The sequence below is a fragment of the Staphylococcus taiwanensis genome, assembly GCA_020544305.1.
GTDB lineage: Bacteria > Bacillota > Bacilli > Staphylococcales > Staphylococcaceae > Staphylococcus > Staphylococcus taiwanensis.
This window is the reverse complement of the sequence record CP058667.1, coordinates 179,282-192,291: the sequence shown is the minus strand read 5'-3', so window position 1 is coordinate 192,291 and position 13,010 is coordinate 179,282. Positions and strand designations below refer to the sequence as shown.

The 13,010-nt window shown below is 37.4% G+C and carries 11 protein-coding genes; 5 read left to right on the top strand and 6 right to left on the bottom strand.

All coding sequences use genetic code 11. The features are described 5' to 3' along the window. Positions 1-87 precede the first annotated feature (87 nt). From HYI43_00905 to HYI43_00890, 4 genes are all read left to right on the top strand, one after another. On the top strand, positions 88-1,656 hold the full coding sequence (locus HYI43_00905) for a PTS mannitol transporter subunit IICB (GenBank protein UDI77180.1): 1,569 nt from the start codon (positions 88-90) through the stop codon (positions 1,654-1,656). A 66-nt stretch (positions 1,657-1,722) separates the two neighbouring features. Further along, positions 1,723-3,759 (top strand): BglG family transcription antiterminator, encoded by a 2,037-nt coding sequence (locus HYI43_00900; protein ID UDI77179.1) that lies wholly within the window; start codon positions 1,723-1,725, stop codon positions 3,757-3,759. An 11-nt stretch (positions 3,760-3,770) separates the two neighbouring features. Further along, positions 3,771-4,205 carry a PTS sugar transporter subunit IIA gene (locus HYI43_00895; protein UDI77178.1) on the top strand — a complete coding sequence of 145 codons (435 nt, stop codon included), beginning with the start codon at positions 3,771-3,773 and terminating at the stop codon, positions 4,203-4,205. Next, positions 4,205-5,308 (top strand): mannitol-1-phosphate 5-dehydrogenase, encoded by a 1,104-nt coding sequence (locus HYI43_00890; GenBank protein UDI77177.1) that lies wholly within the window; start codon positions 4,205-4,207, stop codon positions 5,306-5,308. The genes HYI43_00895 and HYI43_00890 overlap by 1 nt, the downstream gene beginning before the upstream one ends. 335 nt (positions 5,309-5,643) lie before the next feature. On the opposite strand, the gene HYI43_00885 is transcribed toward HYI43_00890, so the two are convergent. The 6 genes from HYI43_00885 to lpdA form a co-directional block, all read right to left on the bottom strand. Next, positions 5,644-6,417, bottom strand: coding sequence for a hypothetical protein (locus HYI43_00885; protein UDI77176.1), 774 nt, complete (start codon positions 6,415-6,417; stop codon positions 5,644-5,646). After that, positions 6,407-6,745 (bottom strand): PadR family transcriptional regulator, encoded by a 339-nt coding sequence (locus HYI43_00880; GenBank protein ID UDI77175.1) that lies wholly within the window; start codon positions 6,743-6,745, stop codon positions 6,407-6,409. Before HYI43_00880 ends, HYI43_00885 begins: the two co-directional genes overlap by 11 nt. 525 nt (positions 6,746-7,270) lie before the next feature. Next, positions 7,271-8,569 carry a 2-oxo acid dehydrogenase subunit E2 gene (locus HYI43_00875; protein ID UDI77174.1) on the bottom strand — a complete coding sequence of 433 codons (1,299 nt, stop codon included), beginning with the start codon at positions 8,567-8,569 and terminating at the stop codon, positions 7,271-7,273. Between the two features lie 18 nt (positions 8,570-8,587). Beyond that, on the bottom strand, positions 8,588-9,628 hold the full coding sequence (locus tag HYI43_00870; GenBank protein ID UDI77173.1) for an alpha-ketoacid dehydrogenase subunit beta: 1,041 nt from the start codon (positions 9,626-9,628) through the stop codon (positions 8,588-8,590). Between the two features lie 14 nt (positions 9,629-9,642). After that, positions 9,643-10,590 (bottom strand): thiamine pyrophosphate-dependent dehydrogenase E1 component subunit alpha, encoded by a 948-nt coding sequence (locus HYI43_00865; GenBank protein ID UDI77172.1) that lies wholly within the window; start codon positions 10,588-10,590, stop codon positions 9,643-9,645. A gap of 36 nt (positions 10,591-10,626) precedes the next feature. Continuing rightward, entirely contained in the window at positions 10,627-11,979 is a 1,353-nt protein-coding gene (gene lpdA / locus HYI43_00860) for a dihydrolipoyl dehydrogenase (protein UDI77171.1), read from the bottom strand. A 318-nt stretch (positions 11,980-12,297) separates the two neighbouring features. Between lpdA and HYI43_00855 the strand changes: the two genes are divergently transcribed. Beyond that, complete coding sequence (locus HYI43_00855) at positions 12,298-12,921, top strand: LPXTG cell wall anchor domain-containing protein (GenBank protein ID UDI77170.1); 624 nt, start codon at positions 12,298-12,300, stop codon at positions 12,919-12,921. Positions 12,922-13,010 lie beyond the last annotated feature (89 nt).

Sequence of the window (13,010 nt, the reverse complement as noted above, 5' to 3'; positions counted from 1 at the left end):
CAAAGTCGTATTTTCTTTATGTTGTAGCCGCTTTCGTGGGCCATTACAATTAAGTCATCAAATCATAATAAAAAAAGAGGTGTACTTATGGCTCAAACAGAGACACAAGAGAAAAAAGGTCTCGGCCGTAAAGTTCAAGCGTTTGGTTCATTCCTTAGTAGTATGATTATGCCAAACATCGGTGCGTTCATCGCATGGGGCTTTATTGCTGCGATTTTCATAGATAACGGTTGGTTCCCTAATAAAGAATTATCTCAATTAGCTGGACCAATGATCACATACTTAATCCCATTACTTATCGCATTCAGTGGTGGACGCTTAGTTCACGACCTACGTGGTGGTATCGTAGCCGCTACAGCAACAATGGGTGTTATCGTTGCATTACCTGAAACACCAATGTTACTTGGTGCAATGATTATGGGACCACTTGTTGGTTGGTTAATGAAGAAAATTGACCAATACTTACAACCTAGAACACCACAAGGCTTTGAAATGTTATTCAACAACTTCTCAGCAGGTATTCTAGCATTCATCATGACAATTCTTGGCTTCAAAATCTTGGCGCCAATCATGCAATTCATCATGCACATCTTATCCGTTGCAGTTGAATTCTTAGTTCACTTACACTTACTTCCACTAGTAAGTATCATCGTAGAACCAGCGAAAATCGTATTCTTAAACAACGCAATCAACCATGGTGTATTCACACCACTTGGTACAGATCAAGCAGCACATGCAGGTCAATCAATCTTATTCGCAATTGAATCTAACCCTGGACCAGGTTTAGGTATCTTATTGGCTTACATGATCTTCGGAAAAGGCACAGCCAAAGCAACTTCATATGGTGCTGGTATCATCCACTTCTTAGGTGGTATTCACGAAATTTACTTCCCATATGTATTAATGCGTCCATTATTATTCTTAGCAGTAATCTTAGGTGGTATGACTGGCGTAGCTACATACCAAGCAACTGGATTCGGATTCAAGAGTCCAGCATCACCAGGTTCATTCATTGTGTACTGTTTAAATGCGCCTAAAGGCGAATTCTTACACATGTTATTAGGTGTATTCTTAGCAACAGTTGTTTCATTCGTTGTTGCTGCATTAATCATGAAATTCACTAAAGAACCTAAACAAGACTTAGAAGCAGCAACTGCTCAAATGGAAACAAATAAAGGTAAAAAATCTAGCGTGTCATCTAAATTAACTGGTGCCACTACTGGTACTGGCGCAGCTGGTGTAGCAGCTAATGAATCTAATAAAGCTGACGGTGAGGATCACAAAGATGCTTCATCTGAAGATGACAAAGAAGATTTACTAGATAACTACAACACTGAAGACGTAGATGCTCACGATTATAGCAACGTAGACCATGTTATTTTCGCATGTGATGCGGGTATGGGTTCTAGTGCTATGGGTGCAAGTATGTTACGTAATAAATTCAAAAAAGCTGGTATTTCAGACGTCAATGTTACAAATACAGCAATCAACCAATTACCTAGCAATGCACAATTAGTTATTACTCAAAAAACATTAACTGACCGTGCAATTAAACAAGTACCAAATGCGATTCATATCTCAGTGGATAACTTCTTAAATTCACCACGTTATGAAGAGTTATTAAACAACTTGAAGAAAGATCAAGACAAAGCATAATTAAATAATTCCGAGGTTAAGTGACAACAACGTTCCACTTAGCCTCTTCCAAAGGGGGGATACGTCATGTTTATGAGTACACGTGAAAAGGAGATTATTGAACTGTTAATTAAATATTACGGTCAATATGTCACGATTTATGAAATTGCTCAACAGCTTGGTGTGTCCTCTCGTACTATTCATCGTGAGTTAAAAGATATCGAAACTTACCTTAAAGTCTTTGATATTAAACTGGAGCGTGCGAATAAAAAAGGCATTAAATTGTCCGGTGATGATGGTCATTTTCAAGAATTAAAAAGTGAAATGGCACAACATGAAACAATTGATTTATCTGTTGAGGAACAAAAAGCAATTATCTTGTATGCACTGATTCAATCGAAACATGCCGTAAAGCAATATAGCCTGGCACAAGAGATTGGGGTATCCGTGCAAACTTTAACGAAGTTGCTTGATGACTTGGAAAGTGACTTAGCAAGCTATCAACTTATCCTTTATCGCAAGCGTGGTGAAGGGGTGTATCTTGATGGCCCTGAGTCGAAGAAACGTGAGTTCTTAAGCCAATTGATGGTCAATAACTTAAATAGTACCAGTGTTTACTCGGTCATCGAGAATCACTTTGTGTATCAATCGATTAACCAATCACAACAAGCCTTGGTTGACCTCGATAGTATCTTTAAGATTGAACGTATCTTAATGGACTATTTAGGTGAATTACCTTACACCTTAACAGAATCTAGTTATTTGACGTTAACCGTACACATTGTGTTAAGTATTGCACGTATCCAAAACGGTGAATATGTATCAATTAATGAGGAAATTTATGATTCAGTAAAAGACACATTTGAACATCGCATTGCGACAGAAATCGCAAAATGCATAGAGTCGATTTATGATATTGACTTTAACCAAGCGGAAGTCACCTTTATCACAATTCATTTACGCGGTGCAAACCGCCGAACAACCTCCAAGATGTTTGAGAATAATGAATTTGATGACCGTAAAATTCAATCATTTGTGAATCGCGTGGAACGTCTATCAGGACAGACATTTGAAGACTACGCAACACTTGTACAAGGATTATCTCTTCATATTAACCCGGCAATCAATCGCTTAGAGGCCAACATTGAAACGTACAATCCGCTAACCGAAATGATTAAGTATAAGTACCCTCGCCTCTTCGATATCGTGCATAAAGCAATCGATCAGACGTGGCCGGAGTTAGTCTTCCCGGATAGTGAAATTGCATTTATCGTGCTGCATTTTGGTGGCTCTTTGAAAAGTCAGTCGAGCCAACTACTACATGTTTTAGTTGTTTGCAGTAGTGGTATTGGAACGAGTCGGTTGTTAGCAACACGTTTACAACAATCGTTTAATGAAATTGAGAAAATTACACAAGCGTCGGTCAGCGATTTGAAGATGTTAAACCTTGAGGACTATGATGGAATTATTTCTACTGTAAAGTTGGATATTCAAACGCCATTTATAACTGTCAATCCGTTGCTACCAGAATCCGACGTGACGTATGTGGCCTCATTTTTAAAAACAAAGGAACATAAAGCAAAACAACATAGCGTGAGTGAAGTAAAGCATACGATTCAAGACCCTGACAAAGTGGTCATGAACATCGAGCAAGGCTTAGACTTATTGAACTCAATGCAAATAGAATACAAAGATGTAAATAATTGGAATCAATACTTAGCAGACTATCTAGAATCATATGGTGCGATTGCACCTGATAGTCAAACGTCATTCGCTGAGCTGTTGCAAGATAAATTGAATCGAAATCCTGGTTGGATATTGCAACCCTATCCCGTAGCAATTCCTCATATGAAGGATGATTTGATTCTTCGTCCTTTGATTCTCATCACGATATTGAATCAAGACATGGACATGCAAAGTACTCAAAATGACCTTTTCAAAATTAAGTATATGGTCAGCCTATTCATCCCAAATAATGATGAAATGGCGCAACTGGTTGGGGAATTATCTGCTGAACTTGGTCATCATCTCGAGCAAATTGATGACTTTATGCAAGACCCTGACGCAATTAAACACATATTGAGAGATAGCTTTTTAAAACGAATTCAAAATCAATTAACGTAGGAGTGTATGAAATGACTGAATTATTTAGTAATGACAATATCTTTTTAAACGTATCTGTAGGAAGCCAAGACGAAGCCATCGAAAAAGCGGGTCGTGCTTTAGTAGACAACGGTTCTGTAAACGAAGCGTATATCCAAGCAATGAAAGAACGTGAACAACTTGTATCAACATTCATGGGTAATGGTTTAGCAATTCCTCATGGTACTGACGAAGCAAAAGGCGACGTATTAGCTTCTGGTTTAACATTACTTCAAATTCCTGAAGGTGTAGATTGGAATGGCGAAACAGTTAAAGTTGTTGTTGGTATCGCTGGTAAAGATGGCGAACATTTAGACTTATTATCTAAAATTGCGATTACTTTCAGTGAAGAAGAAAATGTTGATCGTATCGTCAACGCAAAATCTGCTGAAGAAATTAAACAAGTCTTCGAGGAGGCTGACGCATAATGAAAGCTGTACACTTCGGAGCTGGGAATATTGGCCGTGGATTCATCGGTTATATTCTTTCAGATAACAATGTCGATGTCACATTTGCAGACGTTAATGAAGAAATTATTACTGCATTGGATAAAGAAGGTGCGTATAACGTAATTCTTGCTAATGAAGAGAAAACAACAACACGTGTCACTGGCGTAAGTGCGATTAACAGTGGTCAACCTTCAGATGAGTTGAAACAAGCGATTCTTGAAGCTGATATTATTACAACTGCGGTTGGTGTGAACATTCTTCCTATTATTGCGAAATCATTCGCACCAGTGTTAAAAGAGAAAGAAAATCACGTTAATATCGTAGCATGCGAAAATGCGATTATGGCGACTGATACGCTTAAAGAAGCAATCTTAGACATCACTGGTCCATTAGGTGATAATATTCACTTTGCAAACTCTGCAGTTGACCGTATTGTTCCACTTCAAAAGAATGACAATATTTTAGACGTTATGGTTGAACCTTTCTTTGAATGGGTTGTTGAAAAAGATGCTTGGTACGGTGAAGAGTTAGAACATATTAAATATGTTGATGATTTAACACCTTATATCGAACGTAAATTATTAACAGTGAACACTGGTCATGCATTATTAGCGTATGCTGGACGTTTCTATGGTCGAGATACTGTATTAGATGCTGTTAAAGATGAAGCTATTGTAGCTGATTTACGTAAAGTGCTAGTTGAAACAAGTGAGTATATCGTAGATAACTTCAGTTTCACTAAAGAGGAACAAGCGGCTTATGTTGAGAAGATTATTGGTCGTTTCGAAAATCCATACCTTTCTGATGAAGTGACACGTGTGGGTCGTGGCACAATCCGTAAGATTGGTCCTAAAGATCGTATTATTAAACCTTTATCTTATTTATATGAAAACAATTTACGTCGCAAGGGCTTATTAAAAGCAGCAGCGTTATTATTAAAATATGATGATATGAATGATAAAGAAACAGTTGAAATGCGTGAGTACATTGATGCACATGGCGTGAAAGCATTCTTACAAGAATATGCGAAAATCAATGATCGTTTAGCAGATGAAATTGTAGCTGTTTATGAAGAACTATAAATAGTTAAATACTTTAACAAGATGATTAAGTTACTTTAATACTTGATAGTAATTTAATATGAGTAATTTATACAATACTACGTATTGTTGCTGCTCGCTTGCTCTAGGCATTGCTTGAGCCAAGCTATTTATAATTGAAAAGAGTTAAATCACTTTATAAGCCTTTTTCAAAGTCTTGTAGGTTGTGATTTAACTCTTTTTTATTTAAGTTTGGTCTCAATGCTTATGCTATTCCTAGTAGCGTCTCGCAGCCAATACTTCGTATTTTTAACAAGGTTTATTTATAACTTTGATGTATTCAAATGTATTAACTCAAACAATTTTCTCAACTCTAATTACTTGTCTTTCTCTTTTCGGTTCGTATAATAAGCGTGACCAAAGAATGCGATGTTCATTCCGATAATTAATACGATATAAAGGACAAGTGATATTGTTAAAAATTGCTCGTTAGAATGGCTATGTGCTTTAAAGATTTGTCCTATTATATTAGGTAAGCAAACGATAAATAATACGAGTGCAAATAGTTTTTGTTTAACAATGAAACAAAGTAACATGACAATTACTAATAATATGAGACCTGTAATGATGCTTTGTGTTTGATTTAGTGTCACAAGTGTATAAATTGGATATTTTTTAGCAATATACGTACTTAATATCATTAATGCGAAAAGAACCATTGCTCCTATAAATGCATAGACATACACACGTTTAGCATCGCCATATTTCATAATAGCTTTTTTTATCAAGAATAATGGCACGATGATACTTATTACGAAGATAAAGATTGTATTTAATATATAGCTAAACGTGAGCGTAAATTCTGTTTCAAAGAAATCTGGTATCGTGAATATCGCAAACATAAAAAGAACGAAGTACGTTAAATATTTAGGTAATCCTTTAGTGAAGCTCATTTCTTTAGAGAAGTTATCAGCATACGCTTTCACAGGTGTGTTTAGTATATTACTGACGTCATCACCATTCTCTTCCGCCATTTCAAAATGATCTTGTAATTCATCTCCAATGGCATGTACGTCCGCTTCTTCCTTACCTCTAAATAACAGTTCAGCCTTTAATTTAAATATATAATCTTCTTGTTCTTTAGTCATCATGTTCATCACTCCCGAATAAGTTATTCATTCCTGAGTTGAGATAACTCCATTTCTCTTTAAATCGTTTTAATTCTTCTTGGCCACTTTCAGAAATTGTATAGTACTTGCGTTTAGGTCCACCGTTGTCTGATTTGCGAGTTGTTGTATTTACATAGCCCTTTTTGCTCAATCGGAGTAGCACTGGATAAATACTGCCATCGCTAATTTCAGGAAATTGATTTTCTTTTAATTTCTCTAAAATTTCATAACCATACGTCTCGCCCTTAGCTATAAGTCCAAGTATTGCACCATCTAAAAGTCCCTTCATCATTTGATTAGATACTGACATGTCATCACCTTTTATTAACTATCTTACAATATAAGATAGTATAAGATAAAAAAGAAGTCAACTATCTTACGTTAAAAGATAGTGACACTTTAATGGTTGTTAAATTGCAGTTTATTAAGTTACTTTGATATGTGTAGTATACACAATACTACGTATTGTTACTGCTCGCTTGCTCTAGGCATCGCCAGAGCTAAGTCGTTTATAATTGAAAAGAGTGAAATCACTTTATAAGCCTTTTTCAAAGTCTTGTAGGTTGTGATTTAACTCTTTTTTTATTTAGGTTTTGTCTCAATGCTTATGCTATTCCTAGTAGCGTCTCGCAGCCAATACTTCGTATTTTTAACAAATGGTGTTTATAACTTTAAGAATTTAATTTACTTTAATCGCTACGTTAATCAACAAGTTACATAAGTGACACGATAAAAAACCCCCAGTACTTTTAGCCAAGGCTGGGGGCTTTTTCATGCTAGTAATGCTAGTTATGTGTATAGTATAATTTGTTTTGTGTAATTTGTAAACAAAGTACTAAAGTATTAAAAGATATGGATTTTCGATGTATCTTGCTAGGACTTTTAAGAAGTCGGCTGCACTAGCGCCATCTAATATTTGATGATCGAATGTTAGACTCAATGGAATACGTGATACTTGTTTAAGGTTATCTCCTTCTAATACAACCTCTTTAGAGAGTGCGCCTACGCCTAAAATACCTGTTTCTCCAAGGTTTAGTATTGGTGTGAAGTATTCAATGCCACTTGTGCCCATATTAGTAATTGTAAATGTTGCGCCTTGCAGTTGAACATCATTCGTATTACCTTCTCGAACTGCTTCTGCAGACGCTTTTATTTCTTTAGCTAAGGCACCAATACTTTTTGTATCTGCATGATTAATAACTGGTACCATAAGTCCATCTTCAAGTGAAGTAGCTACGCCTAAGTGAACATCATCATATTCTGTAAGTTGACCATTTTCATAACGTGCATTCATTGCACCATAGTCTTTAAGTGCTAGGACAATTGCTTTCGCTAATAACGCTGTGACTGTAAGTTTTACATCTTGATTAGCATTTTCAAGTTCAGTTGAAAGTCTATCTTTAAAGTCTAATAATCGATCAGCATCCACTTTGCGGTGTAATGTGAGTTGTGCTGTTTCGGCCAAGCTTTGACGCATATTCTGTGCAATACGTTTACGCATCGGATCAAGTCCTTCTCCCACGTTCGCACTGTTAAAGCTAACATTTTGTGCCTCTTTAGGTTGTGTGTCCTCGTCTTTAGCTTCAATATCATATCCTTGATTGTCAACACGCTGAATGTCTAGTTTCGTAATACGATGATTACCACCTGTACCTTGAATTCGTGTAATATCAAAGTTTTTATCTTTTGCCATCTTACGTGCAAGTGGTGAAATAAAGATACGTTTACCTTTTGTAGGTGCATCATTATTAGACTTGTTTGTATCTTCATCATGTTTACTATCATCTTCATTTGCAGGAGTTGTATCGTTTGTTTGTTGATCTTCATTGTCTGATTGTGCGTTGTTTGGCTCTGCATTTTCAGAATGAGAAGTATCGCTATCGTCAGTACTTTCGCCTTCGTCTCCGATAATACCTAGGATAGATTTAACTTCTGTTTCTTCGCCGGCTTGAACTTTAATTTGAAGTAGCGTACCACTGGCTGGCGCCTCAATGTCTTGCGTTAGTTTCTCAGAACTGATTGTACAGACGCTTTCGCCTTGTTCGACAGTGTCTCCTTCTGCTTTAAACCATTCTTCGACTGTGCCTTCTTTCATCGTCATACCGAGTTTTGGCATAATAATATTTTCACTCATCGTTCGACACCCCCTTACCTATGATTTAGCTTTTTTCAAGTCTTCAATTAATTCTGATGCGACGTCTAATACTTTGTCGACACTAGGAATATAAGCTTCTTCTAAGTTTGCTGCGAATGGAACAGGTGTATCAGGTGCAGTGACTTTCTTAATTGGTCCGTCTAAGTAATCAAATCCGATGTCTCCGATAACTGATGCGACATCTCCTGCCACGTTACATTGTGGGTTAGATTCATCAATCACAATAAGGCGTCCTGTCTTTTTCACTGATTCAAGCACAGTGTCTTCGTCCCATGGTGAAACAGAACGTAAATCAATTACTTCAACTGACACATTATCTTCTGCTAGTTGATCAGCTGTTTCTTCAGCGACAGCAACCATTTTACCGATTGCTACAATTGTTAAATCCTCGCCTTCACGTGTGACATTTGCTTTACCAATTTCCACTGTGTAAGGTTCTTCTGGTACATTACCTTTTTGGCCTAATAACGTTTTATCTTCTGAAAAGACTACCAAATTATCATCTTGTACTGCGGCCATTAACAATCCTTTGGCATCATATGGATTAGATGGCACAACCACTTTCACGCCTGGAATAGCTGCGAACATGTTATACAGAGATTGAGAGTGTTGCGCTGCCGCTCCTGCACCAGCACCATGAACTGTACGTACGACAAGTGGGATTTTAGCTTTACCACCAAACATATAACGCATTTTGGCACCTTGGTTTAAAATTGGATCTAGGCCAAAACCTATAAAATCATTGAACATTAATTCAGCAATGGGACGCATGCCAGTAGCTGCTGCACCTACGGCAGAACTTAATGTAATATGTTCGGCAATGGGTGTATCGATCACACGGTCACGACTATATTTCTTCGCGAGACCTTTTGTGACACCGAAGACGCCACCAAATGTATCGTCATCTTTAATATGTTCAACGCCAGCACCACCTGAAACGTCGGTACCAATGAGAATAACGTTATCATCTTGTTCCATTGATTGATCGATTGCTTCGTTAATTGCGCCCATAAATGTTAACTTGCGTTCTTCACTCATAGCGATAACCTCCTTTAGGCAAATACATCTTTGTGTAATGATTCGACATCTGGCAATTCACTTTCATCAGCATATTTCACAGCATCTTCAACAGCTTGCTCAGCTGCTTTTTCGATTTCATCTGCTTCTTCTTCAGTTAACCAACCTTCTTCAAGGGCTTGGCGTTTAAAGTCTTCTGTCGCATTTTTATCTGCGTTACGGTCATTTGGTGATTTTACTTTTTGTTCATCACCTTCAAAATGACCATATTTACGGTATGTGTCACATTCGATTAATGTTGGTCCTTCACCATTTTTCGCTCGTTCAACGGCTTCTTGAGCTGCTTTGTATACTTCGACTACATCCATGCCATCTACTCTGACACCTGGCATATTATAGGCTGCAGCACGTTCGGCAATTGTTTCTGAGGCACTGGCATAATCATGCGTTGTACCTTCACCGAATTGGTTATTTTCACAAACGAAGATAACTGGAAGATTTAAAATTGATGCGAAGTTTAATCCTTCATGGAAGTTGCCTTCATTCGCAGCACCGTCTCCGAAGAAACAAACCGCGACATTCTTTTTACCTTGATTTCGTATAGAGATACCAGCACCTGTCGCAAGACCAAAGCCACCACTTACGATACCGTTGGCCCCTAACATGCCTTTATCAATTTCCGCAACATGCATTGAGCCACCTTTACCATGGCCAAGACCGTCACGTTTACCCATAATTTCAGCCATCATACCATTTAAGTCGCAACCTTTCGCAATCGCATGTCCATGACCACGGTGGGTACTAGTGATATAGTCATCATCTTCAAGCTGTGACATAACCCCTGTTGCTACAGCTTCTTCACCAACATATAAGTGAACGAATCCAGGAATCTTGCCATCGCTAAAGATTTTATGCACTTTCTCTTCAAAGTATCGAATTTCATTCATTGTTTTATAGATCCAACGTGCTTGTTCTTTTTCCATCGTTAGTTCCTCCTATCGTTCATAGGTATTCTCTTCTTACATATGAATGGCTTGTCCAAAGTAGGCTTCTGCACTTTCGCCCATTGCCTCTGACAATGATGGATGTGGTTGAATGATGTGTGCTAACTCATTCATAGTACCTTCTGAAGCTTTGACGCCTAATATCTCAGTAATTAAATCTGTCGCATGTGGTCCAACAATAAAGGCACCTAAGACTTCCCCGTATTGTGCATCAGCCACTATCTTGATAAATCCTTCCGCTTCACCTTTTACAATTGCTTTCGCATTCCCTTGAAAAGTGGATTGCGTTACGCGTACCTCATAGCCAGCTTCTTGTGCTTGCGTTTCTGATAACCCTACCGATGCGGCTTCAAGTCGTGTATAAATACAGCGTGTAATATCTTCAGGGCGAACGGGTTGAGGGTTTAATTTATTAATCGTTTCTACGACATGAATGCCATGTGCACTTGCGGTATGTGCGAGTTGATAACCCCTTACTAAATCGCCAATCGCATACACATGTGGACGACTCGTTTGATAGTGGTCATCTACTTGTATAAATTTACCGTCCATATCTAGATGAAGTGCTTGTGCGATTGATACGTTTGGCTGTCTACCGGTAGCAAAGAGCAACGTATCAAATGGTACGTCATTGTGATTGTCTAATCGTACTTTCGTTTCAGTAACTTTACTAATTTTGCAATTTGTTAAGATTTTAATGTTTTGATTCTCTAAATGTGCTTTTAACAATTCACGTACTTCTTTAATTTCGGTTAATAAAATATCTTCACTTGCCTCGATAATAGTTACTTCGACACCTAAATCAGCCATGGATGATGCTAACTCGGTAGCAATAACACCACCGCCAATAACTGCGAGTTGTTTCGGTACATCTTTTAAGTCGAAGAACGTATCCGTCGTTTCATAATGAACTTGATCCAAACCGTCAATGGGAGGGACAAAAGGCTTACTGCCTGTTGCTAAAATAATGTCCTTTGCTTTATAAGTATCGTCATTGACTTTGACTTCTAACTCCTCTGTTACAGTAGCTTCTCCCTCAATATACGTTACTTTGTTCTTCTTTAATAATTGCTTTACGCCACCAGTTAGCGTATCTACAACGTGTTGCTTACGTTCAACTAACTTTGGATAATCAATGTCAACGTCGCTAGTACGTATTCCCCAATCATTAGCGACGCGAATATCATGTGCTTTCGTGCCATGTTCGAGTAGTGTTTTAGAAGGTATGCAACCAACATTTAAACATGTACCCCCGGCATTAACCATCTCAATAATTGCTACTTTTTGACCTAATTGTGCGGCACGGATAGCAGCTACATAACCACCTGGACCTGCACCAATGACAATCAAATCATATGATTCACTCATGCATGTTATCCTCCTTTCGTTAGAGCATATCGCTGTGCATCCCAATCATTCTGTAGAAAAACATAGAAATAAGATATGCTTAATTACAAATGTAAGCGTTTTCTTATTTCTTTAATTACATTCTATACTCATAATTTTGAATTTTCAATTAATTATAAGCGTTTAGACTTTTATTTTTGAAAAGGTTTATTAAATTAGTCATTTGTCTAATAATAAATTTATTTATTTGGAAAATCCGCTTCAAAATGACGCATAGTGTCTAACCTAGTTTTCTATAATAAATGCGTATTCATAATAACTATAAAGGAGTTTTTAAAGATGAAAAAAGCAAGTATCTTAGCAACTACTACTTTAGCGGGAACATTATTATTCGTAGGAGCAGGACATGCACAAGCAGCTAGTCAAATTTCTTCACAACAAGCTGAAAATGAAGTAGCAAGTTATATTCAAAGTTCTAATAATTATCACAAAATGCCAGAATCTGGTGTTAGCGCTATCTCATCACAAGAATCTTTCTCACCTATTAAAAATGCGTATGCTATTGCTTTTGGACAAGTCGGTGATAACGGTCCAACTTACTTATACGTAAATAAATCTACTGGAACAATTTATGATGGTCACGGTAATGTTTTACAACAAGGCACATTAGGTCAGACTCCTTCTAATGCTAATAATCAACAAAATGGAGAAAATACGCAAACGACTGCAAATAACCAAAATTCACAAAATACTTCACAACAATCAAATGCTAATGCAACTACTAATTCACAGTCATCTCAAGATAACGTAACTACTAAAAGTACTACTAACCAAGCAACAAGTGCTAAAGCTTTACCTGAAACAGGCGAAACATCAAATAGTGGATTAGTAACTACTATTGCAGCTGTATTATTGGCGGCAGGATCATTCTTAGTATTACGTAGAACATCTACAACAAAATAATAATCATAGTAAAACGGGAGTGGGACAGAATTCTTTTTAAATTCGTCGTCCCACCCCCGCAAGGATGACTAGAACTGAGAAAAGCTTGA

What these genes read in the sequence shown, in the direction of transcription:
- HYI43_00905 (UDI77180.1), top strand. Translation starts at nt 88, where the DNA reads ATGGCTCAAACAGAGACACAAGAGAAAAAAGGTCTCGGCCGTAAAGTT.
- HYI43_00900 (UDI77179.1), top strand. Translation starts at nt 1,723, where the DNA reads ATGTTTATGAGTACACGTGAAAAGGAGATTATTGAACTGTTAATTAAA.
- HYI43_00895 (UDI77178.1), top strand. Translation starts at nt 3,771, where the DNA reads ATGACTGAATTATTTAGTAATGACAATATCTTTTTAAACGTATCTGTA.
- HYI43_00890 (UDI77177.1), top strand. Translation starts at nt 4,205, where the DNA reads ATGAAAGCTGTACACTTCGGAGCTGGGAATATTGGCCGTGGATTCATC.
- HYI43_00885 (UDI77176.1), bottom strand. Translation starts at nt 6,417, where the DNA reads ATGATGACTAAAGAACAAGAAGATTATATATTTAAATTAAAGGCTGAA.
- HYI43_00880 (UDI77175.1), bottom strand. Translation starts at nt 6,745, where the DNA reads ATGTCAGTATCTAATCAAATGATGAAGGGACTTTTAGATGGTGCAATA.
- HYI43_00875 (UDI77174.1), bottom strand. Translation starts at nt 8,569, where the DNA reads ATGAGTGAAAATATTATTATGCCAAAACTCGGTATGACGATGAAAGAA.
- HYI43_00870 (UDI77173.1), bottom strand. Translation starts at nt 9,628, where the DNA reads ATGAGTGAAGAACGCAAGTTAACATTTATGGGCGCAATTAACGAAGCA.
- HYI43_00865 (UDI77172.1), bottom strand. Translation starts at nt 10,590, where the DNA reads ATGGAAAAAGAACAAGCACGTTGGATCTATAAAACAATGAATGAAATT.
- lpdA (UDI77171.1), bottom strand. Translation starts at nt 11,979, where the DNA reads ATGAGTGAATCATATGATTTGATTGTCATTGGTGCAGGTCCAGGTGGT.
- HYI43_00855 (UDI77170.1), top strand. Translation starts at nt 12,298, where the DNA reads ATGAAAAAAGCAAGTATCTTAGCAACTACTACTTTAGCGGGAACATTA.